Genomic DNA, 24,325 nt, shown 5'->3' with positions numbered 1-24,325 from the left:
GATAGAAACCTAGCCATGAGCGAAAATCTTTTAATCAACGTCACGCCGCAAGAAACCCGCGTGGCCCTGATTTTTCAGGGAGCGGTACAAGAGTTGCACATAGAACGTACGCTATCACGCGGTCTGGTCGGCAATATTTATTTGGGCAAAGTCGTGCGCGTTTTACCCGGCATGCAATCAGCCTTTATTGACATCGGCCTCGAGCGCGCCGCGTTTTTGCACGTCGCCGATATCTGGGACGCGCGTCCACAAGGCCACGAAGGCAATTCCAATAATGTGCCGCTCACACCCATCGAAAAACTTCTATACGATGGTCAGGCAGTCACGGTGCAAGTGGTCAAAGACCCGATCGGCACCAAGGGCGCGCGCCTCTCCACGCAAATATCAATTGCCGGTCGCATGCTGGTATTTTTACCGCAAGACTCCCACATCGGCATCTCACAACGCATAGAAAACGAAGAAGAACGTGAAGCCCTGCGCACCAAAGTGCAAGGCCTAATGCTAGAAGATGAAAAAGGCGGCTTCATCGTGAGAACGATGGCAGAGGATGCCTCCGAAGAAGACCTGCGTACCGACATTGAATACTTGCGCCGGACTTGGTCCACCATAAGTAAATTGGCGAAAACCAAACCACCTTGCAGTCTCTTGCATCAAGACTTAAATCTCGCGCAACGTGTCTTGCGTGACTTCGTCAACGAAGAAACCAGCAGCATACAAGTGGATTCACGTGAAAACTTTTTGATGCTACAAGAATTCGGCCGCACTTATACGCCATCCGTGTTACCCAAGCTCCAGCACTACACTGGCGAGCGTCCATTGTTTGACCTCTACAGCGTAGAAGAAGAAATCGAACGCGCGCTCGGTCGTCGCGTCAATCTCAAATCCGGCGGCTACCTGATCATCGATCAGACCGAAGCGATGACCACCATCGACGTCAACACTGGCAGCTTTGTTGCTGGACGCAATTTCGACGATACGATTTTTAAAACCAATCTCGAAGCGGCACTCGCGATTGCGCGTCAACTACGCTTGCGCAACTTAGGCGGCATCATCATCCTGGACTTGATCGACATGGAAAGTCAGGAACACAAAGACGCCGTTTTAGCCGAACTCAACAAAGCCTTAGCACGCGACCGCACCAAACTCTCAGTCTCGACGTTCTCCGCACTAGGTTTAGTCGAAGTCACGCGCAAACGCACCCGCGAATCACTATCACACGTGCTATGCGAACCCTGCCCTGCGTGCAGCGGCAAAGGCCAAGTCAAAACAGCCCGCACCATCTGCTACGAAATCCTGCGCGAACTGCTACGCGAAGCCAAACAATTTAACCCAAGAGAATTCCGCATCATGGCATCGCAAGTCGTGGTCGACATGTTTTTGGAAGAAGAGTCGCAGCATTTGGCGATGCTGGGGGATTTCATTGGCAAGCCGATTTCACTGCAGGTGGAGAATGTGTTTCATCAGGAGCAGTACGATATTATTTTGATGTAGTTTTTTTATCCTTTAAAATCAATTACTTAAAAATATTTGCACAGTAAATATTAACTTAGCTACAAAGCTAGCTACAATTTTTTTTGCGACAGTCACTCCCTGTTTAAGACAAAGTCGCGCATGAAAGGCTATCGACAATTCATGAACAATTCAAAACGTTTGAGCGACGAAGAGTGCCAAAATATTCGCGGTCAACTTTTCCTTAAGCTCAATTCGGACGAAGCACCTTTTGCTTTAAGCAACGATGAAGAGAAATTCGGCCCAGATGATTGGGCATGGCTATTTCTTAGAATGAACAAGAAATATCAGTTTGCCTATGCCAATCACCCCAAAACCATTAATGACTCCAAGATTTTGGAATTCGTTCACGAAAAAGATCTATGCAATATTCAACCTGACCTCGATGAACACTGCCGAAGAAGTTTCGGGCTGGCAGCTTGGTTAGACTACGCGCAGCCAATTTTACCGGAACTAAAAAATGAAGGTGATTCATGGTTTGCACCTCTAAAGGCAGCAATTTCCGAAGATCACTCGCGCCGAACGGTAAGCAAAGAAATATATATTAGGCCACTCGGTCCACAATCACGAAAGCTGGACAAATATCCTTATCATCTAATCGAAGAAACACCTTTTGGCTATCGAATTAGAGGACTACCATCTTCATCTGGCCATGGATTTGGAGGTGAGCGGGGTTGTATCGCTTTCGCCGTTGATTGTAGCGTTCCTCCAAGTGGACAAATCACGACCCTGAAAAAGATTGCATACAAAATCCGAAGCATCTTAATGGATAGTGATGAACAAACAGACGACGAGTTGAATGAGACGATGATTTTGGAAATTAAGAGCAGTGAGAATTTTAATTACATGAACTTCAAAATAGCAGGTGGAGCGGAAGATATTGTTCGAGATTATGAAATTGTGTGGCGCGCCGTTTACCTTAATGTACTTGGTCCAATAACAATGCAGATCGAAAAAATATTAAGTGAAGTAAAGGATGTATATCAAGAGTTGCAAGATGATGGCTTTGCAAAGCCATCCAGCCTCCTACGATTTAAGTACAATCTGGTCAATTCAAAGGATCTCGATGGGTTATCTCGGAATGGGGGCAACTATTTAAAATGCTTAGTCTTAATTGCTCAACTACACGATCAAGGATTTGGCAACAATCAGATTGCGCAAATTTTCGATCTTTGCAGCGAAACCGGAAAATACAAGAATACCTGGCGGGAGCAACTACACAACAAAATTGACGAATACATTGTCGAAGCCAAAGATATGATTAACGGTGGATATCGTCTATTAATTCAAACACAAAAGCCCGACCAAAACCAAAGCTAAACCTAAGAACCAATTCAAATCACAAAAATGGCCGCTTGTCAAACGATAAGCGGCCATTTTCGTTTGCAGCACTGTTTTCAAATCACCTCTCTCGCTTCTGAAGTCCTGTCTTTAACAGTTCAAAGTATGGGCTGATTCGGGCCTGAATCTTTCATAAATCAATTGGAGCTTAAACATGAAACATTCAATCAAAGTGTGTGACGATGAGCAGAGAACAACTAATAAAAATCAGGTCACAAGTCCAGAACTACTTGCGCTCATAGAGCGTGTGCGAGCAGTCGTCAATGACCGCCTTCTTAGACTTACTCAAGTCAAAGTGAAGACTGGGCTAGCGTCTTCTACGATTTGGAAATATGTAAAGCACGGAACACTACCACCACCCATACGCATTGGTTCTCGTTCTGCATGCTGGAAAGAATCAGAAATTAGTGCATGGATTGAGGCTAACGCTTTTGCTTCACGTTCTGAGAAACCCGTGAATATAAAAATGTTTGTCGCCTTACTGATCGATTCAAAAATTCATTCAGATTGATTCAAGCGCTAGTTGAAGTGACTAAATGTTTGATCCAGAAAATATTTTGAATGAAACCAAAATCAGGAGCTGTAAAAATGAGAAATACTAAACGTCATCAACAACAACCGCATGCATTGCGCTTAGGTGACATGCTAAAGGTGGTTTTACCACCCGACGAACAACTCCTAGGTGAAATGATGCTTGCAAAATCAATTGGGATGCTAGCTGGTCCACGAGGTTCTGGAAAGTCATGGCTCGCACTTCTAATCGGTTACGCAATAGCCTGTAGCAAGACACTTCCCCCATGGGGAACAGGTGCCGGTGTACCGGTTGCAATTCTTGACGGAGAAATGCGGGCCGCTGGCTTACAAGATCGCATCGCACTGATTCATGCTTACAACACCAATCAAAAATCTATCAAAGATGCCGAAAACAATCTTCATATTATTAGTAGAGACTTCATGGGCGATGCGATTGGCTCAATCGATACAGAAGAGGGGCAGAAAAGTATTAATGACCTCATCGAGCCTGAAGTGAAATTAATCATCATTGACAATTTATCCGCATGGACATCTGGGGGACGTGAGGACAGCAATTCATGGGCTAAGGTAAAAAATTGGTTGATAAAAATGCGTCTGCAAGGTGTCGCCATTTTATTAATTCATCACACAGGAAAAAACGGCCAGCAACGTGGAAGTAGCTCGCATGAAGACCTGCTAGATTACTCTATTTTGCTAAGCCCACTCCCGAGCAGCCAAAATCGACAAGATACTCGCTTTTCGATTGAGCACACGAAACTCAGGGACTACATTCCTGAATTGCGACAAATTTTCGAATACTCAATTTGGAGCGAAGACGGCGCATTCCGCTTCGATGGAGCTCCAGCAGGAATCAAGCTCTCCGTGAATGAAGCAGATATGTTGCGCTTACGTGAAGAGGGTCTCTCCCTTGAAGCCATCGCAACCAAATTAGGCATCAACAAATCAACCGTCAGCCGATGCCTTAAAAAGCTACGCAATTCATCACAGGATAACGATTTAATCGAATAGGCCACATTTTTTGACTACCGTTGCACTGTTGCATGCGCTAAGTGAACGCAACAGTGCAACATAAAAAAGGCTGGCATGGGTGTGTACTCATATGGCAAAACACCGCGATCGCGAGCGGTAATTTTCACGGCAACAGCTGTCGTGCCATCACAGTAATACCGTAACTAATGCACTCACATCACCAACACCAGTCAGACAATATTTAGATATGCCGATGTATCAATGGTCACTACTTAGACAGTCGATACATGCTGCCAACGTACCTCACACAGAGATATAAGTACTACTAAACTAAGGACATTAAATGAATAACGATAAAAAGAACCTAAAACATATCGAAGATTGCATCATGGTAGATACGCTTGGCTTGCGAGTCAAAAACGTACACGGTGCTAAGCTACCTAAGACTTTTTCACGAGTTAGTGATGACCCTCAGTTTGCAGCTAGTACGGAGTGGTCAAAAGCCAGTATAAAGGCTGCATCAGGCAAACTATCACTTCGAGTTCGTGGCATCAAAAAAAGCGGCGATCTCCTTGTTGAAGGTAGTAATGGATTCCACTACCAAGGTCACAATATAGTCTCGTCTAATGATGTACCTATGAGTGCTTTCTCTATGCTGCATGCGCTTAAAGAACAGCATGAATTAGAGATCGACAAATTCCGCCAGCGGAACTTCATCCAAGGTGACGATATCGAGATCACGAGAATTGACACGCCGATTATGCTTAAAATCCCTGATGGTCTTCAGAAAAGCAGCATCATTAATGCACTTGCATTTGCCGGATTTCGTAGCGGAGTAAATACTAGCGTGTACATAGACGAAACTGTGTATTTCGATCAGAGCTCTCAGGACGTATCCCTTAAAGCGTACGATAAAACATCTGAGATGCAAAAGAAGCGGCCAAAAATCCAGTTGCCAACTACGACCAATACTCCCACGCTTCTCCAACTCTCGGAGAATACTATTCGTTTTGAGGCTGTGTATCGAAAGAAATACTTTAAGAATGATCCATTTTTCAAGCAGCATGAGATGGTTACTCCCGTTATGTTGACACCTCCAGTGCTCGCTGCAATGTTAATGGAATTATTTGAAAAATATGATTTGAGGTGTAGTTTGCGCCAGCGCTTAAGGGAAGAAGATTTGTGGCGCATACGTTCACCATATCGAACGACTGTCGCCCTCTGGCAAAGTGGCGTATCACTACTCAAGATGTTTGATAACAAAATCACTTTGCTACAAAAACACCAACGGATCATTAAAAATGACTACGGAATAAATATTTCTGCACCGCCACCTGGAGAAATTTATGTTCCGATTGAGCTTGGTGAAATTCTGGCCATCGAAAATTTTGTGCCAGTACCAGCGGCAATTCGCTCGGACCCAGTGCTATTCTACGAACGCGATATGCGCACTGAATGGAAACAGATTTGTGGCGAATTGGGATTTACGAGAGGAATAGGCGCAACATACATCAGTGCCGACCAGACGACAGATGTTGAAGAATATCGTGCGATGCGCAAACCACGAGGAATATATTAGCGGAACAATGTCCTAATCAAGTGGGCTGGCCTATCTACTAATCACTTAGTGCCGCCCCACCATTCCACTCAAAAGCATCAATTGAATTACCAACAAATGGTTCATCAAATAGTTACTTTGTCATCAATCCAGCAGCACCACCTTGAAGAGCCAAACTATTTAACTGGGCTCCACTTTCTTGCATAACCACAACACTGCTCTTGGGGCTTCGTTTGAACCTATCTGGGCGACCATCTTCGTCGATATTTTTAAGCAGCTGTTTATAGTTCAACTCTAAGCCTTCATATTCTTTTCGCAGTTGAGTTACTTCACCTTCCAATTCCCGGATTCTGTCGTTTTTAACGATATCCGCTTCCTCTATTTTCTGATTCCGCATTTCATTTAACTTCTCATTAGAGCTTTGAGTTAACAATTTGTAGGCATTTTTTGATTTGCTAAGACTCAATTCCAAAGCAGTTACTCGCTCTTGCAATTCATAATTTTCCGCAGCGATATTCCTATTATCTAAACGAGCAGCGTTGAGTTTCTTTTTTGCATCCAGCAAGGATTTCAAACGCGCACCTTGCAATTCCACGTACCATTCGCGCACGCCTTGCACTCGCTGCTCCGCAACGGCAAAGAAGTTGAATTTGGATAGAAATTGTAACTCCTCTGGAAGTTCCTCTTTGCCAGAAACAATATCTTTTTTCAGGAATCTTTTAAATTTTGCAGCCATCGTTAATCCTCAATATTAGTATCTAGTAATCAGGTCAGTACCAGTTGATACCACAAAAGAAATGAAAGTGTCAATGAAACAACCGGCCTAGCGGCACAGGTAACACTAGCCAGCTATTTGAAGAGTAACGGCTGATCGTGAATGCAGTGACCGCATTGCGTCTAACTCATCATTTTCGCACCTCTATGACACAAAACATAAGTACAAATGGGCTCAGGTTACGCCAATTTAGCTGATACACAATGGCTATACATTTTTAATTTGGAGAAAACATGCCGACTATCTGCAAATGGGGAAATTCACTGGGTCTTCGGTTATCGAAGTCTATCTCAGAGGAAGCTGGATTAAAGTCAGGAACCTACGTTGGAGTGCGCCTTCTTGATAACGGTTGTATCTTAATAACGCCGCTAAACAAGACTATCAAAGTTGACGATGAACAATCGCTCGAAGTAATTCCACAGCCAATCGGAAAATGGTGACCGATGCTTGTTCGCTCTTTACTTCACATTTTCAAATAATTCAGGAAAAAGAAATCGCAGCAAATCGTAATGTGTTTCATCTGGAGCGTATTCTGGATCTTCTCGCTTCATAGCCGCCTTATAAGTCTTCACGCGAATATCCCAACGACCAGATTTATCCTCGCTGATCAGCTGCTCGCCGCGCTTATAAACGCCCAATGCAATACGGAAAATGCGTAGATAAGGTTTATGACCAGTCGCTATCCGGTGGGCAACCTCAATAAATTTGCTGTATCGCCAACCAATAACCTTGCCGTATTTTGCAGAATAGAGGGCGTTAATAAGTATCAGGTGTAACTGATTCTGGTAGGTAGGAAGAGAAACCCCTATTGCCCCAAATTCTCGACGAAAGTCTCGCCATTGAGTGCCTATACGCTCAGGCTCATCAACGGTACTTATCCATGCTGTTTCAAATCGATCTCGAAGCTTGCTCATCGCCTTTAAATTTGCATGGATGAGGGTATTTTTGGCCGCCTCGTAATCGAAGAAAAAAGCCTGTTGTTTGACGATATCTAATGTCAGTTCATGGAATGAGACCATTGTTCGTCGCAGCGGTGAAATACCACTTGAAGATGCTGGCTCTGTCCACGCGCAGTTTAAGCGAAATTCGTTTGCACACACTGACACAGCGGTACTTTCACTGGAGACGATGAAGGCATTTTGATTATTGTTGTAAAACACGTCATCTTGAAGTAAGCGTCGGCAGTCATCGTTAAACTCGGCAAAAATCCAAAATAACAACCCCCCCTCTTTTTGGTAAAAGCGTCGGCGCTCAACAATTACGTCTAAATATGTCGTCGATAATTGGATCTCGAACACGATCTCAATTCCATTGTAAGTAGCACGAACATCAGGCTGTCGCCACTCACCAGAAAGTGCATTAGTCCATCTCTTTTCGACACGTATATTGGAAAATCGACTATCCGCTGCCAGAGAGGCGGCGACAAACGCTTTCATCTGAATGTGACGTTCGCTCTCTTTAGCGCCGTTGTATCTGCGAGCATCAATTTCATCCCTCGATAACTCACCACTTGAAATCTGCGGACAACGTCCATCCTCTAATACATGTTTGAAGTAAAAAAGGCGACTAACCGGATGCATTAGCAAACTTACTGGAATACCGCACAAGGAACACGCATATAAAGGCGTGCCTTGCATTTGCTTATCCTTCACCACCATACGAAGCTGAATAGCTCGTGCGTAATCAACACCGATGATTTTACCGACTGGCAGATGAATTCCTGTTTGGCGATCTAATACTTCGGGAATTGCCGGATCTTCGACTGCAAGCATTGCCATAGAAAGTAATAACCTATTGAAAAAAGTCGATATTTGACGAAGCTCGCACCCAAACGTACGGAGCCATGATGAAACGCCCCTGAAGAAGAATATTACTGTAAAAAACTCAAAAATACAGCGCCGTTGCCTCCATTCCATACAATGTAATCAGTGACTTCTTGAGATTTCAAACGCAAAAGACGATCAGAACGCGGTACCATGTACACTCCGAAAAATGCCGATAAAAACAGACCGTCACTGGCCTGTCACTTAGCTCCCAGATACAGATTGCAAACACGATATGCCATTACAGTTTGAAATTATCGACACCGAATCCGGTGCATTTTCTTATTCAGACGAATTATATGATGACCTACTCACAGAGTTCGATGGTCTACTCGACGTGCATCAATCCGGCCAACTCGGTGATAAGCCCTACCTTGCCGCACTGGATAGGCTAATCGCAAAAGCACCTGATTTCGTTGACGTGTACGCCCACATTGCGATTCACTGGCATCAACAAGGTAAACCCAAAAAAGCTCTTGATGCTGCTCTGCTTGGATTAAGTGTCGCGAATCGCCACATCCCAGAGGGTTTTAATGGTCGCATCGAATGGGGGCACATCGACAATCGCCCGTATCTCCGTGCCATGCACATGGCTTTACTGTCAACCATGCGACTGCGCCGCCATCGGGACGCGGTAACGCTCATTTCGCAGATGCTTGAGCGGAATCCAAACGACAATCAAGGCGTCAGATATTTACTTGGGTCTGAGGCATTGCGTACTGGCGACTACGATCAAGCGCGGCGCGTGTTTGAGACAGAAGCTGAATACTATCCTCCGTATTTTTATGAGCTTGCGCTGTGCCACATGATCCGCGAAGACTGGATTGCCGCTGCAACAGCGCTGCGCCAAGGTTTCATTGCCAATCCCTACATCGCAGAAATCCTTAGTGGCAATCCGAATCCTGCACCACTGGCCATCTGGCATAGTACTAATCTGGCGCAACCTGATGTCGCATGCGATTACATTCAAATGTATGGCATGTTCTGGCATACGCAGCCGGAAAGTTATGCTTTTACTCGCTGGCTGTTTAATCATCCGAAAGTATTGGCTGAGCGTGCAGCAATCATGGAATGCAAGGAAACGATACTTTGGGAAACCGACGCATCAATGCGTGTGAAGATCAAAAAACAGGAAAGTCTTTTGACGGGTAACATCGACGACACGCTATCAAATAGTATCATCACAAAACGCAAGGATCGGCGAGGCCAGTTGATTTGGCCTTGGACACATACATCTCACCCCTGATAGCCTTGATTTAACGTTGTTGCATAGTTAATTCTTAAGACCGCTCACATGGCGGGGAATCTCCATATCTCAAAGCGAATATGTACAAATACGCCCCGCTTTTTTTAGAATGCTAGGAAGCGGCGTATAAATAACAAAGACGAGAGCATCACAAATACACCCAGCACATTCAACAGCACATAAATATGTGCTACACTTATTTATGTGCATTTAAATCATTGGAGCTTATCATGGTAGGAACTGTTAATTTTACTGGCGCTGTAGATCGTGAATTACTCAAGCGTGCCAAAGTCATTGCGGCCAAATCGGATACATCAGTGAACGCATTATTCAATGCAGAACTGAGGCATTTAGTAGAAACATTTGAAGCCGCTGAGGTCTCGGGGAATCAAAATTTTAAAACCCTACTTGATTTCTCTTTAGGGCGGTCGGATGACCACGCGGCAATGGCTGCATTGGGGATCGATAGCCAAGAAGACCTGTTCTTACTTATGACACAGGCACATCTTCCTATGCCTCGCTTACCTGAATCCGCAACGCAAGAAATGATAGCTAGCTTACATGCGCTAGCGCCGTAATTAAAGCAGCCTATGAAAGATAACTCAAAGATCCTCCTATTGCCAGATGCTGGCCCTCTAATTACGCTTGCATATGCTGACGCACTTGATGTGCTTTTCATGCCAGGATGGTCAGTACAAATCGTGGACATGGTGATGCACGAAGTCACACGTAATCAAACACCGACAAGCCATGCGATTGAAGCTTGGGTGACCACAAATAAACTACATGTGGTACCAACAAAAACACTAAAGCACTTCCAGCAAATTCAAAAAATGGGTAATGTTCCTCCAAGAAAATCGAACCTCGGTGAACTCGCCATACAGGAAGCAATGAGTGACTTTGCATTGATTGATCCACCGCCGATTGGCGTATTTTTGTTCGAAGATCATAAAATCGCAAGAGCCAGTTTTTTAGTACCGACCAATTGTCGCAAGGTTAGTACACGAGCATTTTTACTATTCTTGGAACAAAAAGGTTGGTTAGCATCAGCGGCAGAAATTGAGCGTAGAGCTATTCAAAGTGGACGTAATTTTTCGCAGCTAAATTTTCCGTCAGCTTAAAACAATTGCAGTAGAAATTGAATCACATACCAGTTGAAATCAGTAGCACTGCAATTATGGAGTCAAACAAAAGCATGCTTATACTGAGTCATTCGACATTGCCAATACAACTTTCACTCAATTACACATGCGGTTTTGAAATTACTAGCTAGCGATAATGGTGGCTTTTCGCTAGTCAGCTATAAATGAAAAAGCCGTCACAATCCACAAAGAGTTCTCGATAAATATCGATACTATGCACAAAAAATGTGGCGATCTAAGTGGTTGTAACGGCGACGGATATTGCGTGATTGCGCAAGAATTTTACTGATTGAAATTTGGCATCTTAGTACTCACTAGGTAGAAGAAACGTAGTCGATGAACGATCCGCCTCAGTAATAATCCACATCTGCTGATCACCAACCAAATATGCAGACAGAACACGTGATCCAAATTTGATCGCTTCTAAATTCGCTTGTACGTCTTCCGCACAAACTGTACCAAAATCTCCGTGCTGGTGTCGCCACAGCATAGGCTCAGCATCGACCTTATGTTGTTTCAGCAGATCAATTGCGCCATGTGTAGCGACAACCGAACCGAGATTAAACAATGGGGACTCTGAACAAATAACGCTATCCTGAACGATGCTATTTTTCTCTATAGTCATGAAATTTACCTCGGATGATAAGTGTCCATGCAAGACTGGCGAACGGCAGCAAGCGCGCAAAATTCGGCAACAATGCCGACTCGGAATGCGAGTTGTGCCAGTTGATTGAATGGGGAAATGAAAGAAAAAGGAAAACAGACAAATGCACAAACACAGCGGGATTAGCGAACATGTAAATCGTTACTGCCGTGGATACATTTAGTCGATTGCTATGGCGCTTTGCACGCCGTAATACTAGTTACGGTGCTGCATTGACCTGATCGAACGACAAATAACTTTGCTAGATTTCACGAATAGGCTGCAGCTTAAACTACCAAGCGTCTTCGCCAGCATTCAAAAACAGCTTCACATGGCTGAACGCTATGCGCCTTTTGGGCAACATTTACATAGCAACCTTTTTGAAATTTACGATAGCAAAACTATTGAGTCCAATCCCGGGCATTGATACTGCGACAGAATAAGACTCGCGTTTTGACCTTAGCCTCTGTCTAAAGAAATATTTACTTCCCGGCTTTTACAGTCACCTTATTCATTGGATGTGCTCCGATATACCATGCAGGCTTTAGTACGTTAAGATCCGTTCGAATCTGCTGCTTTAGCTCTGTAGCCGCTGGATCAATCGCATACTGAATGATTTTCGCATCATGCGTGGATTTTGCCTTATGAATGACAACAAAACGTCCAACTTCCCAGTCGACATCATAATCCACCAATGCCATACAAAGATCAGGTAAGTTTGCAACGTTCGCGCACTCCTTCCATACGGTAGCCACCCATCCAAAATGTGCCAAGAGCTTCGCAATGAAATCAGCATCTATCCATTGATAATAAGGTCCGGTCTTTGGCATGCCAAAATTTTCTGCTTGAAGGCGAACATCATCAAAGCTGACAGAACAGATGATGGCGATGGATGCCAAAGCGCAAGCATGTCTATCTGAAGTACCTACATATTTAAAGGCAGGCTGAAATCCAGCACTGGTTGAATTAACGGTGGTGGGCAAAGTCGCCATAAATTACTCCTTGTTTTATCGAAAAAAGAATGCAGCAGCACACCGCTAAGAATTAGCGAACTCAGAAACGTAGTGAAACAGGAGGGTGAGATTTTGAATCCTGAAAAACTGGATTAACATCGTCGTACGAATTCGATGTGCCAAGTCAGGGAAATGTTGCCGCAAGAATGAATCAAGTGCTGTATCGAGCAACGAATAATTACTTCGAAAGACGCTTGATGGCTATAGTTTATCGAAGTTTAACGAGAGAAATATGAATCAAAAACTTTGCTAAAATCGCTGACCAATCTAGCTCAAAAAAATCAGCAAAACATTCGATTTCAACTCAAAAAAGCAATCGACATTTGACGGCTGATTTATACATGCGCAGAGAGTGCATTTAACAGCCAGACAAGCGGCTTTGGCAAACTTTTGATGCCATTGCATACTGTAACGACTCAAATGCAGCCTAGCGCGGGGAATTCATAATGGCGATTTGACTATCAAACTAAACCGCTCTCAATTTGCTTCAAATAATCACCCCATTTCGCGAGCGCTGCTTTTCGTTCTTCAAAATACGTGTGAATATCGTAAATACCTTCAACCCCAGATAACTTATGGTTGAGACACATTTCAGATGTCTCACGCGAGACACCCAACTGACGCATGTGACTTTTAGCCGTTGATCTCAAATCATGTGGTGTGAATCGCCGAACCTCAGGTGAGTGCTCAGCAAGCCAGAAGTCTATTGCGGAGCCAATCGTGTTCGGATTAATGTAAGCATCCCCACCGAATCGCTCTCTCCTACTCTCTGCCCTAGCTGGTAAAACAAATTTAGAGCCAATACTTAAGAGCTTCAATTCCTTAAACCAATCTAACACTGGTATAGACAGAGGAATTTGCATACCAAGACCTGTTTTCGTCGTCGGCACAGTCCAAACACCTTTTTCAATATCGATCTCATCCCACTTTGCGCTAAATAGTTCAGCAGACCTTACCGCCGTACCTAATAGGATCTTTACAGCCAAAAGATTTTCAGGTCGCATGGTGGCGCTAAATAGCTGTCTTAATTCTGCCTCAGTTAACATTAATCGTCGTCGAACTGCTGGCCGCCGTCCCATAATGGCACTCAACTCAACCCCGGAACACGGATTCATCGGAATAAGTCTTTTCCCCGCAGCATGTCTGAACAACATCTTAACGGTAGTTAATAGCATAACTGACTCTGACCAAGTAGCACCTACTTGTTCTAACAATCCAACGATATCCTGGGATTCAATTTTCGATACAGGATAAGTTCCTAGTTTCGACTGGATACGAATCAGATTGCGACCATAGCTTCTTTGAGTGCTTGTGCTTAAACCCTGTAGAATCTTTCCTCGATAATCCTCAATCAATTCGGCCACGCTCCAATCCTTTAGGACAGAAGCCTTAGATTTGCGCTTATTAAATGCGGGATCACTACCACTGTCAATTTCAGCCCTTTTTTCTCTTGCGTATTTCCTCGCGTCAGACAAACCAATGTCTGGGTAGTTACCGATGGTCAGTTCCTTTGAGCGCCCACCATACCGATAACGCAAGACCCACGTTGCAGTTCCTGATTTTGAAAGCGTGAAAGTAAGCCCCTCGCCATCTGACTTTGCGAGCGGAAGTGGAAGCGGTAAAATTTGGTTAGTTACAGGATCTTTTTGCGTAGGAACTTTGCCAGATTGCACGGCTTGTAGCCAGTGCTTTAATTGAATTGCTTCGAGCACTTCTCTTTTTTTAGGTTGCATAATTTGACTAATTATATTGTGTAGCTACACAGCTAGCTACACAATATAGTAGCAACAGTACGAAACGTCAATAGACGAGAATAGACTAAAAATTCTTTTAAATTCAAATGGTTACAATCAACCGTAGACGCTAATAGATGGCAATAGAACACCCAAAAGCCACTACGATATTATTTTGATGTGATGGAGAAGCCCACAGTCTTTAAATTGTAAGCAAGTTTCGCAAAACGTACTCGTGCATTCGGCCACTCACCACCACATGAATTCTTTTTTCTGATTTCAAATGAATGCTCAATCATGAAAATGAACTTTGGAGAATACGAAAGTAAAGACGCTTACTCATGATAAACAAAGAGAAAAGTCCGGTTGAATGGGCAGGTTTGATGTACGAGCTTGAAGATGCAAGCGAACATCTAACTGCCTTAATTTCAGAAATAGAAAATGATCCAGAATTTGATGAGATTGATTTCAAAATACAGTTGCAACATATTTTCTCGCATTTAAGTCGAGCATGGAATCGAAGAGAATTTGAAAGACAAATTACTGAAGAAGAATGGGTTATTGCAAGCAAATTCCCAATTGAACTCGATCAAACGTAATCACCTTAGAGATTGGGTATGCCGTTTGCTCCCTCGCAAATTCAAAAATTAATAAAATATTTGAATGGCCGATCACTACTTTGTACTTCCATCGTCGCCCGTATCCATTTCATGAACAACATATCTACAAGAATCTACGCTATTGCTTTACTCTTGCTTGCAACTTCAGCGATGAATTCTGCTATCGGATCAACGGTTATCCCGAAACATTTCAGCGCTTCAATCGGTGGAGCAATGGATGGCTATTACCACCTAGAACTACACAATGGCACTCTGACTTATATTGATCCAAATAGACCAGTCACTCGGAAGGGCCGTATCAAAATACGACCTACCGCAAAACAATGGCGCGAATTCAGACAAGCGCTCGATGATCTCAATATCTGGCAGTGGCAAACGCACTTCCGATCTAGAGCAGTAGACGGCACTCAGTGGACACTCGACATCTCGTATGATGAAAAAGCAATCAAAACATTTGGCGACAATAGTTATCCTGATGCGGCAGGTAAGCCAAATAATAAGCCAGGGTACACAGCGACTTTTAACCGCTATCTAGACGCGATCAAAAAGTTAATTGATGGAAGAAATTTCAATTAAGCCATGTAGGGTAGGCACGCTTTTTGTGCCCATGCGGATTCATTGATTGATCGACCAAAACCTCTCAATGAGCTACATACGCTCCACCCTTTTCAACCGTAACGCGTGGGCACGATGATGCCGTGCCCACCCTACGCACTCACAAAATAATTCGCAGCTTGTTCCAACGCACGCTCGTCTTGCATGACCTCACCTGGGCGATTGCCATAGCCGATTAAACTGCCATTCCATGGCATGTCCATATACCCAGCAGTCAAACGCAGGCTATCGACTAAAGCATGCGCGTAACTTTGATCTTCATCCGCTGTCACCGTGATATTCCACAAACGACGCCCTCGCATTTTTTCTTTGAAGCCATAACCAGGTACGCGCATCCAGCCGGACCAATGATCGAGATATTTTTTGGCGGCTGCTGGAAGGCTGTACCAGTATAGTGGCGTGACGAAAACCAAATCTGTCGCGGCTAATGTGGCATCGAGTAATTCACGCACCGCGCCTTGAGGCACAGGATACTCACCATCGCCCGTATGCCGTTGGTCGACAAAATCTGGCATGTTGTAGTCATGCAGATTAATCCATTGTTGTTCGACCTCGGCAGGCAATGACTGTGCTGCGACGCGGGCTAATTGTTCGGTATTGCCTTGAGCTCTGCTGCTAGCGAGTAAAAATAGAAACCGACGTGGGTGCGACGGGGACTGTGTGTTTGTCATAGCTTGCTCCAAATAATTCAGCATTAAATACTTGATGGAGTCGCAGTGTAGGTGTCGCTGCGCCACCTGACAAATGATGATTTTTGCGATTCGGATTAGTTCTGCTAAACTGAACTCATGACAAAATCTATCCACATCCGTTCTGCTCCGCTTGGCGCTATCCGCGCTTTTGAGGCTGCCGCGCGTCTTGGTAGTTTTAAGCTGGCAGCTCACGAGCTCTCGGTAACACCCGCGGCGATCAGCCATCAGCTGGCGACCTTAGAAGACTATCTTGGGATCGCGCTGTTTATACGCTCAAATCGCTTGGTGCATTTAACCGCGAAGGGTCAGCAATTATCCAAGCAAGTGAGCTCCTCGTTTGCGCAATTGCAAATGGCCTTAGAGCAGGCTAGTGACTTTCGTCGCGATAATCAGGTCTTAGTAGTGAGTGCAGCACCTTCGATCGCGGCAAAGTGGTTGGTGCCGCGCCTGAGCCGTTTTCATGCGCAATATCCGGATATTGATTTGCGACTATCGTCCGAGAATCAAACCCATGATTTGATCAAAGATACCAGCATCGACGTGGTACTACGTTATGGCAAAGGTGGATACGATCAAAATACAGTTAGCGGAAAAAAGACGAGATTACATGCTGAAAAACTGTGGGAGGAAACCTATCTATTCCCGGTAAGCAGCCCCACCAATTTACGTAGCGCGACAAGGGCTAGAAAAGCTACTGCACAACCTACGCTTCAACATTTAACCGATCTGACTAAGCAAACCCTGCTACGTTTGCCACTACCACCCAACCGCGAAACCGGTGAAGTTGGCGAACGCTGGCAAGCTTGGTTGAACAGTCTCGCCGAATTCCAAGCTTTAAGTGAAAGTGAACAAGAAACCTTGCTCAATCACACTAAGAAAGGCCCTTTCTACAGCCATGAACATCTAGCCATCGACACCGCCAAATCGCATCATGGTATTTGCTTGGCATTGGACGTGTTAGTCATCGAGGATTTATTAGAAAAGAAACTGGTTCGTCCACTTGCTGAACGTAGTCGTGATCCCTATTCGCACTGGTTACTTTATCGAGAACAAGATGCGCAACGCGCGAATGTTCAAGCTTTTGTGCAATGGATTAGAGAAGAAGCTGCATTGTCCTTGCAGACACTGTCAACTTGTCGCTCGCGGAAATTAGCTTGAGATTTAGTACACTAAATTGAAGTACGTGTTTGTATTTTTCAAGATTACCGATCTCCATCTAATCATGTGCTCCTACGCTTGAGCAAAAATCTTCAATTCATCAACAATAGCAAATAAGCACTTGATTCCACATTTCGACAGATGTAGAATCATAGAAGTTAATTAGCTCATGAGATCAAACCATGGAAACCAAATCCGCCATCACCGCCCTCGCCGCTCTGGCACAGGAATCGCGCCTAGCGATATTTCGTTTATTGGTTTCAGTAGGCCCTGAAGGCTTGGCTGCCAGCAAGATTGCTGAGCAACTTGAGGTTCCATCGTCTTCTTTGTCATTCCATTTAAAAGAGTTGTCGCACGCAGGCTTAATCGTGTCGCGACAGGATGGACGTTTCATTATTTATTCGGCGAATTTCGCTGCTATGAATGACTTAATAGGATTTCTGACTGAGAGTTGTTGCGGCGGCAATCCTTGCGGGCCGGCGTCTTTATCTAAAACGATTGCAAAAAAGACCGTAGCCAAGTCCGCTGTGAAGTCCTAATTTCATCACCCGATTTCCGATTAATTCCTCTTTTTTTTACTCTCTTTATGTCATTAGAAAACACTCTACTCAAACGCATTGTCGCTGAATTTTTAGGAACCGCATTTTTACTCGCGATCGTAGTCGGCTCAGGCATCATGGCGCAAACACTTTCCGCTGGTAGCACTGCCGTCGCCTTACTAGCGAATGCGCTGGCAACAGGTGCGGGTCTGATTGCGCTAATTTTGATGTTTGGCAATTTGTCAGGCGCGCATTTTAATCCTGTAGTTACCTTGTCTGAGGCTTGGCAAAAAAATCTGCCTGCGCAGCTGGTATTTCCTTATCTCCTTGCGCAAATTGCAGGTGCTTTTGCCGGTGTCGCTGCGGCGCATGGAATGTTTGATTTGCCGGTATTTTTTGCATCAACTCATGTCCGTACTGGCGCATCACAATGGTGGAGTGAATTCATCGCGACCTTTGGTTTAATCGCTGTCATCATCAGCACGTCACGCACACGTCCTGCGACCACGCCGTTTGCAGTAGCGGCCTATATTACGGCGGCGTATTGGTTTACGTCGTCTACGTCCTTTGCCAATCCCGCGGTGAGCTTGGCACGTGCGATGACCGACACCTTTGCGGGCATACGTCCTATCGATGCACCGGGATTTATTTTGGCGCAGTTGGTCGGTGCTACTTGTGCGACTGTGCTATTCAACTGGCTGTATCCGAAATCTTCTACTCATTAATTATTCACAGAGACTAACTCATCATGAACGTTTTATTTCTTTGCACAGGTAATTCTTGCCGCTCGATTTTGGGCGAAGCAACTTTCAATCATCTAGCACCTGCCGGCTGGCGCGCGATGAGCGCAGGTAGTAAGCCGACTGGTCAAGTGCATCCTCGTTCGTTAGCATTATTAGCACGAGAAGGTATCAACACCGAAGGCTATTTCAGCAAATCTTGGGACAACTTGCCGGCGACACCTGACATCGTCATTACGGTTTGTGCGAGCGCGGCTGGCGAAACCTGCCCTGCCTATTTGGGCCCGGTGTTACGCACGCACTGGGGCGTCGAAGATCCCGCCCATGCGACGGGTACGGATGCCGAAATCGATGCGAGCTTTATGCTGGCCTATCGCATTCTACGTGCGCGGATCGAAGCTTTTTTCGCATTGCCGTTAGAAACCTTACAAGGCGATAAATCTGCATTAAAGGCAGAAATGGACAAGATCGCCAATCTCATGGCTTAAACCAGCAACCATGCGTTAGCGCAAAGTGTTTCTCATCTTTTGTGCTGTAATGTAAATCAACGCTGTCGCAATTCATCACGATTGGAAATGCCATATGAAAACCCTACAAATATTTGACCCCGCCATGTGCTGCAATACGGGTGTCTGCGGTGTCGATGCGGATCAACAATTAGTTAGTTTTGCCGCGGATATCGATTGGGCGAAGAAGCAAGGTGCGCTGATAGAGCGCTTTAATCTGGCACAACAGCCGATGGCATTTGCTGAGAACGCTGTCGTGAAAAGTTTTTTAGAGCGTTCCGGTCAAGAAGGCTTGCCCTTGATTTTGCTCGATGGTGAAATTGCGCTCACGAGTCGCTATCCACGTCGGGCGGAGTTGGCACGTTGGTTGGGTTTAAGTATCTTGCCTATTGCTGCCAGCACTAGCGGTGCGTCATCTGCGCCTTGTTGTGGTGAAGGTAAGAGCTGTTAAACTCGATCTTCGCTTTACCGAACGGATGCATTTTTTGCGACTGGAGTAGCTGGTGAAATTTCTTGAACAAACCCCTGCATTTCTATTCTTCACAGGCAAAGGTGGCGTGGGTAAAACTTCACTCGCTTGTGCAACTGCGATCTATCTAGCCGATCTGGGTAAGCGTGTGCTATTGGTCAGCACAGATCCAGCATCGAATGTCGGGCAAGTGTTTGGTATCACGATAGGCAATCACATCACGCCAGTCAGCGCGGTTGCGAATCTGTCTGCCTTGGAAATTGATCCACAAGCAGCAGCACAAATTTATCGCGATAAAATCGTCGGTCCGGTCCGTGGCGTGTTACCGGATGCAGTCGTCAACAGCATAGAAGAACAATTGTCTGGTGCTTGTACCACCGAGATCGCCGCCTTTGATGAATTCACTGGCTTACTTACCAATCAGACTTTGATCAGTCAATTTGATAACATCATTTTTGATACAGCGCCGACAGGACACACCATACGCATGTTGCAATTGCCTGGTGCATGGTCGGATTTTTTAGAAGAAGGCAAAGGCGATGCATCGTGCTTGGGACCGCTAGCTGGATTAGAAAAGCAACGCGAGCAATATCATGCTGCGGTGGACGCCTTAGCTGATCCACAACGCACGCGTATGGTCTTGGTCGCCCGTGCGCAAACAGCGGCTCTGCGTGAAGCGGCACGCACCCATGAAGAACTGGCTGCAATCGGATTTCAACATCAGTACTTAGTGATCAATGGCGTCATGCCCGAAGCCGAAGCGGCGCATGATAAATTAGCAGCGGCCATCGTGCAACGTGAACAAACCACATTAAGCGCGATGCCGGCTGTGCTGGTGGATGCACCAACCGATCACATCCCCTTGCTCGGTTTTAATTTGGTGGGCTTGCCTGCCCTGCGTGCTTTGTTGAACATATCGTCTGTGGAGATACCACCCTGCGAAATCACGGTAACGCCAAACTTTCCCGATCTTTCTAGCCTAATTGATGACTTAGCCGCCGATGGGCATGGCTTGATTATGACCATGGGCAAAGGTGGGGTTGGCAAAACCACGGTAGCCGCGGCACTCGCGGTCGAGTTGGCACGCCGAGGTCATGCGGTGCATTTAACGACGTCAGATCCAGCGGCGCACGTCTTAGCAGCGCTGGGTGGCGATGTTGAAAACATGAGTGTCAGTCGCATTGATCCGCAAGCTGCGACTGAAGCCTATCGTGCACAAGTAATGGCGAGTAAAGGCAAGCATCTAGACGATGCTGGCCGCGCTTTATTAGAAGAAGATTTGCGCTCACCTTGCACGGAAGAGATCGCCGTATTCCAAGCATTTTCGCGCGTGATTCGCGAAGCAGGCAAAAAGTTCGTCGTGATGGATACCGCGCCGACTGGGCATACTTTGTTATTGCTTGATGCAACAGGCGCGTACCACAGAGAAATTGCGCGTCAAATGGAAAGTGCCGGCATGCGTTTTAATACGCCCATGATGCAACTACAAGATCCCGAGCAAACTAAGGTCATCATTGTCACACTAGCGGAAACTACGCCTGTGCTGGAAGCGGCAGGTTTACAACATGATTTGCGACGTGCAGGCATTGAACCTTGGGCTTGGGTCATCAACAATAGCCTGGCCTTAGCGCATCCAAGTTCGCCTTTATTGCAACAACGTGCGCACAATGAATTGGCACAAATTCAGGCAGTGTCGGAGCAACATGCTACGCGCTGGGCGGTCATCGCTTTGCAGGAGCAAGAACCGGTTGGGGTTGCGCGTTTGCAGGCTTTGTTGAGGAATGATGCAGCCGTGAAGTAGTGGCAACTCAGAACTTTGTCTTCCCTCAAAAAGTCCTTTATGACCAGCAACTGAATGGCACTGTCCAAATCTGAACCTCCCTCACCCCAACCCTCTCCCGCTTGCGGGAGAGGGAGCGTTAGTCGTCATACAAGCAAGGGACATTCATCTTTTTTGTCTTTATATAAAAAACAATCCAACTTTAAGCAGGAGGACTTATCGGTTATCATACGAGGAACAACTGAGCCTCTATGTGACCTCATTAGGGCTATGCTCGATCACTACAGACAAAGAATCGATTTCACTATGACCAGCACCTCGCTCAACACTAACCCCGTTCCCATCCGCAGCAAGCCGCGCAATCTTGCCACTGTTGTGGTCGAGCATCTGACTACGCGGATTAAAAGTGATGATTTAAAAGTCTCGGAAAAACTGCCGACCGAATCAGAAATCATGCAAGTGTATGGCGTCAGCCGCACGGTAGTTCGTGAGGCCATTTCGCAATTAAAAGCCGCTGGCCTGGTCGAAACGCGCCATGGCATAGGCACTTTTGTACTCGCCCCATCGCATCATCTGGGATTACAAAACTCTTCCATCGTCACGGTCAGAGATGTATTGGATGTGTTGGAAGTCCGTATCAGTTTAGAAACCGAAGCCGCTTGGCATGCCGCAACGCGTCGCACAGAATTACAAATCACCGAACTGCGCGAAGTATTACAACAAATGCGCGACACGGTTGCGAGTGGTGCACATTCAGTGGAAGCCGATGTACGTTTTCATTTATTGATCGCGCGTGCAACGGGTAATCAATACTTTATGGAGCTGTTGGGACATCTGGGGCACACGCTGATACCACGTGCACGCTTAAACACCGCGCAGCTCAATCGCGATGATCCGGACGCCTATCTGGCGCGCGTGCAGCATGAGCATGAAGATATTTTCAATGCGATTTTGCGCAAAGATTCTGAAGCCGCGCGGGCGGCGATGCGTACCCATTTGAGTAATAGTCGGGAGAGATTGAGGTTGGCGCAGGAGGTGATTGAGGGGGCGGGTTGAGTTGTTCCTCCCATCTCAAAACATGAAATTTTAATTTTGAATGTTCTTTACAACATCACCGATTATCCATTCTCGTGGTGTGCAGGTCGGGTGTGGCCCGACGGCCACTCACTTTTCTTGCTTCGCCAAGAAGAATAAGCAAAAGAAGGCGACGCAGGCGTCACTGCCCTTCGGGTTCCCAATTGTGCAAGACAAAAATGGGGAGAGTCAGAAACTCGCCTTCGGCTCAAACAGCTGCCTCTCTTTTTCCCATTTCTGTCCCGCACAATTGGCAGTGCCACATGCGATAAAAACTAAAACATCCAAACTCAACAGTTAATCGGAAACATATTGCCGTCGAACGTGTCTGTTTTTCCGTTGCTTTTGACTTTCATCCACTTCTGACACTGCCAATTGTGCGGGACAGAAAATGGATTAAGAAAGCCTTGTGTTTGAGCGTAGCGAGTTTCAAGGCTTTCCCATTTTTTGTCCCGCATAATTGGGAAGCCGAAGGCCAGTGGCAGCGTGGTCGCCTTTTTTGGGTTACCTTTTTTTGGCGAAACAAAAAAGGTAACTAGCTGTCGGGCTACCCCCGACCTACAGACCAATCAGCAATCTCGAATATAAATACGCTCGAAGAAGATTTACTCGATTCCCTGACAATACCCCGTTCCAACCTTCCCCTTGAAAGGGAAGGAGCAACACCACCCACGATTCAAGCAAATATCTGCTGGTTAATTTCTTTAGACGAAAAATTTCATAAAGAACTATAAATCTGCCGTCATCAATAAAATCAAAAAAACCCTTTGCAAATTCCAAAGTTAAGTTGTACGATGACGTATCACTTAAGCGACATCAAATGATTTTCTCTAACTCAACCGAATTTCCTGCCTTTTCTATTGGAGACACTATGCATCCGCAAGACCTCAAACAAATCCTCTCGTCTGGACTTTTATCCTTCCCTATTACCGACTTCGATGAAAACGGTGATTTCCGTGCTGATACGTATGCTGAGCGTCTCGAATGGTTGGCGCCGTATGGTGCGAGTGCTTTGTTTGCGGCGGGTGGTACAGGTGAATTCTTTTCTTTGACACCGGGTGAATACAGCGACGTGATTCGTACTGCGGTCGATACTTGTCGTGGCAAAGTGCCAATCTTGGCGGGTGTGGGTGGTCCTACACGCACTGCGATTGCGTTAGCACAGGATGCTCAGCGTTTGGGTGCGCAAGGTTTGTTATTGCTGCCGCATTATCTGACCGAAGCTAGCCAAGATGGCTTGATCGAGCATGTTGCCGAAGTCTGCAAATCCGTCAGTATTGGCGTGGTGGTGTACAACCGTGCTAACTGCCGCTTGACCCCTGACTCTTTAGAAAAATTAGCAGCGCGTTGCCCGAACTTAATTGGTTTTAAAGACGGCATTGGCGATATTGAATTGATGGTGTCCATCTGGCGTCGTATGGGTGATCGCTTCAGCTATCTTGGCGGTTTGCCGACCGCAGAGATTTTTGCTGGCGCGTATAAGGCGATTGGTACACCTGTGTACTCTTCTGCGGTATTCAATTTTGTGCCTAAATTGGCGATGGATTTTTACCATGCAACTGCAGCGGACGACTTTGCAACGACTAACCGTTTGATCGATGAGTTTTTCTTACCTTACCTCGACATCCGTAATCGTAAAGCCGGTTATTCAGTGAGTATCGTCAAAGCGGGTGCGCGTTTAGTTGGGCATAGCGGTGGTCCAGTTCGTGCGCCATTGACTGATTTAACAGCAGAAGAGGATGAGATGTTGTTAAAGCTAATTCGCGCGCAAGGTCCGCAATAAGCGTAAAAATAAGCGCAAATGATGACGATTTCCATCAAGACTGGGCGCTCTCGCCCAGTTAAA

The 24,325-nt window shown here is 45.7% G+C and carries 24 protein-coding genes; 18 read left to right on the top strand and 6 right to left on the bottom strand.

The features are described from left to right. Nucleotides 1-15: 15 nt before the first annotated feature. From rng to ACO0KW_RS15245, 5 genes are all read left to right on the top strand, one after another. Nucleotides 16-1,491 (top strand): ribonuclease G, encoded by a 1,476-nt coding sequence (gene rng / locus ACO0KW_RS15265; RefSeq protein WP_423054135.1) that lies wholly within the window; start codon nucleotides 16-18, stop codon nucleotides 1,489-1,491. Between the two features lie 141 nt (nucleotides 1,492-1,632). Continuing rightward, the gene (locus tag ACO0KW_RS15260; RefSeq protein ID WP_423054134.1) at nucleotides 1,633-2,829 is read left to right on the top strand and encodes a hypothetical protein; all 1,197 of its coding nucleotides are present in this window, start codon (nucleotides 1,633-1,635) and stop codon (nucleotides 2,827-2,829) included. Between the two features lie 175 nt (nucleotides 2,830-3,004). Continuing rightward, the gene (locus tag ACO0KW_RS15255; RefSeq protein ID WP_423054133.1) at nucleotides 3,005-3,361 is read left to right on the top strand and encodes a helix-turn-helix transcriptional regulator; all 357 of its coding nucleotides are present in this window, start codon (nucleotides 3,005-3,007) and stop codon (nucleotides 3,359-3,361) included. Between the two features lie 50 nt (nucleotides 3,362-3,411). Further along, on the top strand, nucleotides 3,412-4,392 hold the full coding sequence (locus ACO0KW_RS15250; protein ID WP_423054132.1) for an AAA family ATPase: 981 nt from the start codon (nucleotides 3,412-3,414) through the stop codon (nucleotides 4,390-4,392). A 304-nt stretch (nucleotides 4,393-4,696) separates the two neighbouring features. Continuing rightward, nucleotides 4,697-5,932, top strand: coding sequence for a phage/plasmid replication protein, II/X family (locus ACO0KW_RS15245; protein WP_423054131.1), 1,236 nt, complete (start codon nucleotides 4,697-4,699; stop codon nucleotides 5,930-5,932). Between the two features lie 112 nt (nucleotides 5,933-6,044). Here the strand turns inward: ACO0KW_RS15245 and ACO0KW_RS15240 are convergent, their stop codons facing one another. Both ACO0KW_RS15240 and ACO0KW_RS15235 read right to left on the bottom strand, forming a co-directional pair. After that, entirely contained in the window at nucleotides 6,045-6,647 is a 603-nt protein-coding gene (locus ACO0KW_RS15240; protein WP_423054130.1) for a hypothetical protein, read from the bottom strand. A 497-nt stretch (nucleotides 6,648-7,144) separates the two neighbouring features. Then, the gene (locus ACO0KW_RS15235) at nucleotides 7,145-8,464 is read right to left on the bottom strand and encodes a DUF6035 family protein (RefSeq protein WP_423054129.1); all 1,320 of its coding nucleotides are present in this window, start codon (nucleotides 8,462-8,464) and stop codon (nucleotides 7,145-7,147) included. Nucleotides 8,465-8,744: 280 nt separating this feature from the next. On the opposite strand from ACO0KW_RS15235, the gene ACO0KW_RS15230 reads away from it, so the two are divergent. The 3 genes from ACO0KW_RS15230 (at nucleotide 8,745) to ACO0KW_RS15220 (ending at nucleotide 10,876) form a co-directional block, all read left to right on the top strand. Next, a complete protein-coding gene (locus ACO0KW_RS15230; RefSeq protein ID WP_423054127.1) occupies nucleotides 8,745-9,755 on the top strand; it encodes a tetratricopeptide repeat protein in 1,011 nt (336 codons plus the stop codon). A 230-nt stretch (nucleotides 9,756-9,985) separates the two neighbouring features. Then, on the top strand, nucleotides 9,986-10,333 hold the full coding sequence (locus ACO0KW_RS15225) for a hypothetical protein (RefSeq protein ID WP_423054126.1): 348 nt from the start codon (nucleotides 9,986-9,988) through the stop codon (nucleotides 10,331-10,333). 12 nt (nucleotides 10,334-10,345) lie between these two features. Next, a complete protein-coding gene (locus ACO0KW_RS15220; RefSeq protein WP_423054124.1) occupies nucleotides 10,346-10,876 on the top strand; it encodes a hypothetical protein in 531 nt (176 codons plus the stop codon). 325 nt (nucleotides 10,877-11,201) lie between these two features. Here the strand turns inward: ACO0KW_RS15220 and ACO0KW_RS15215 are convergent, their stop codons facing one another. From ACO0KW_RS15215 to ACO0KW_RS15205, 3 genes are all read right to left on the bottom strand, one after another. Beyond that, complete coding sequence (locus tag ACO0KW_RS15215; protein ID WP_423054123.1) at nucleotides 11,202-11,522, bottom strand: hypothetical protein; 321 nt, start codon at nucleotides 11,520-11,522, stop codon at nucleotides 11,202-11,204. A gap of 500 nt (nucleotides 11,523-12,022) precedes the next feature. After that, on the bottom strand, nucleotides 12,023-12,532 hold the full coding sequence (locus ACO0KW_RS15210; protein WP_423054122.1) for a hypothetical protein: 510 nt from the start codon (nucleotides 12,530-12,532) through the stop codon (nucleotides 12,023-12,025). A gap of 482 nt (nucleotides 12,533-13,014) precedes the next feature. After that, entirely contained in the window at nucleotides 13,015-14,286 is a 1,272-nt protein-coding gene (locus tag ACO0KW_RS15205; protein WP_423054121.1) for a tyrosine-type recombinase/integrase, read from the bottom strand. Nucleotides 14,287-14,627: 341 nt separating this feature from the next. On the opposite strand from ACO0KW_RS15205, the gene ACO0KW_RS15200 reads away from it, so the two are divergent. Continuing rightward, the gene (locus tag ACO0KW_RS15200) at nucleotides 14,628-14,885 is read left to right on the top strand and encodes a hypothetical protein (protein WP_423054120.1); all 258 of its coding nucleotides are present in this window, start codon (nucleotides 14,628-14,630) and stop codon (nucleotides 14,883-14,885) included. Between the two features lie 171 nt (nucleotides 14,886-15,056). Then, nucleotides 15,057-15,482 carry a hypothetical protein gene (locus ACO0KW_RS15195; RefSeq protein ID WP_423054119.1) on the top strand — a complete coding sequence of 142 codons (426 nt, stop codon included), beginning with the start codon at nucleotides 15,057-15,059 and terminating at the stop codon, nucleotides 15,480-15,482. 131 nt (nucleotides 15,483-15,613) lie between these two features. Here ACO0KW_RS15195 and ACO0KW_RS15190 read toward each other — a convergent pair whose 3' ends face one another. Then, nucleotides 15,614-16,192: a flavodoxin family protein gene (locus tag ACO0KW_RS15190; protein ID WP_423054118.1), complete on the bottom strand. Its 579-nt coding sequence runs from the start codon at nucleotides 16,190-16,192 to the stop codon at nucleotides 15,614-15,616. Between the two features lie 117 nt (nucleotides 16,193-16,309). Here ACO0KW_RS15190 and ACO0KW_RS15185 point away from each other — a divergent pair, with 117 nt between their 5' ends. The 8 genes from ACO0KW_RS15185 (at nucleotide 16,310) to kdgD (ending at nucleotide 24,262) form a co-directional block, all read left to right on the top strand. After that, complete coding sequence (locus tag ACO0KW_RS15185) at nucleotides 16,310-17,371, top strand: LysR substrate-binding domain-containing protein (RefSeq protein WP_423054117.1); 1,062 nt, start codon at nucleotides 16,310-16,312, stop codon at nucleotides 17,369-17,371. Nucleotides 17,372-17,553: 182 nt separating this feature from the next. Then, on the top strand, nucleotides 17,554-17,910 hold the full coding sequence (locus ACO0KW_RS15180; protein WP_423054116.1) for an ArsR/SmtB family transcription factor: 357 nt from the start codon (nucleotides 17,554-17,556) through the stop codon (nucleotides 17,908-17,910). A gap of 47 nt (nucleotides 17,911-17,957) precedes the next feature. Continuing rightward, a complete protein-coding gene (locus ACO0KW_RS15175) occupies nucleotides 17,958-18,635 on the top strand; it encodes an aquaporin (protein WP_423054115.1) in 678 nt (225 codons plus the stop codon). A 23-nt stretch (nucleotides 18,636-18,658) separates the two neighbouring features. After that, entirely contained in the window at nucleotides 18,659-19,138 is a 480-nt protein-coding gene (locus ACO0KW_RS15170) for an arsenate reductase ArsC (RefSeq protein ID WP_423054114.1), read from the top strand. Between the two features lie 94 nt (nucleotides 19,139-19,232). After that, on the top strand, nucleotides 19,233-19,607 hold the full coding sequence (arsD, locus tag ACO0KW_RS15165; protein ID WP_423054112.1) for an arsenite efflux transporter metallochaperone ArsD: 375 nt from the start codon (nucleotides 19,233-19,235) through the stop codon (nucleotides 19,605-19,607). A 52-nt stretch (nucleotides 19,608-19,659) separates the two neighbouring features. Further along, nucleotides 19,660-21,426, top strand: a complete 1,767-nt coding sequence (gene arsA, locus ACO0KW_RS15160) for an arsenical pump-driving ATPase (RefSeq protein WP_423054111.1) — start codon at nucleotides 19,660-19,662, stop codon at nucleotides 21,424-21,426. 285 nt (nucleotides 21,427-21,711) lie between these two features. Beyond that, nucleotides 21,712-22,461: a FadR/GntR family transcriptional regulator gene (locus ACO0KW_RS15155; protein WP_423054110.1), complete on the top strand. Its 750-nt coding sequence runs from the start codon at nucleotides 21,712-21,714 to the stop codon at nucleotides 22,459-22,461. 889 nt (nucleotides 22,462-23,350) lie between these two features. Then, nucleotides 23,351-24,262, top strand: coding sequence for a 5-dehydro-4-deoxyglucarate dehydratase (gene kdgD, locus ACO0KW_RS15150; protein WP_423054109.1), 912 nt, complete (start codon nucleotides 23,351-23,353; stop codon nucleotides 24,260-24,262). Nucleotides 24,263-24,325 lie beyond the last annotated feature (63 nt).

Source organism: Undibacterium sp. Ji22W, from assembly GCF_049340305.1.
Lineage (GTDB): Bacteria > Pseudomonadota > Gammaproteobacteria > Burkholderiales > Burkholderiaceae_D > Undibacterium.
This window is presented reverse-complemented; position numbering and strand designations above follow the sequence as displayed.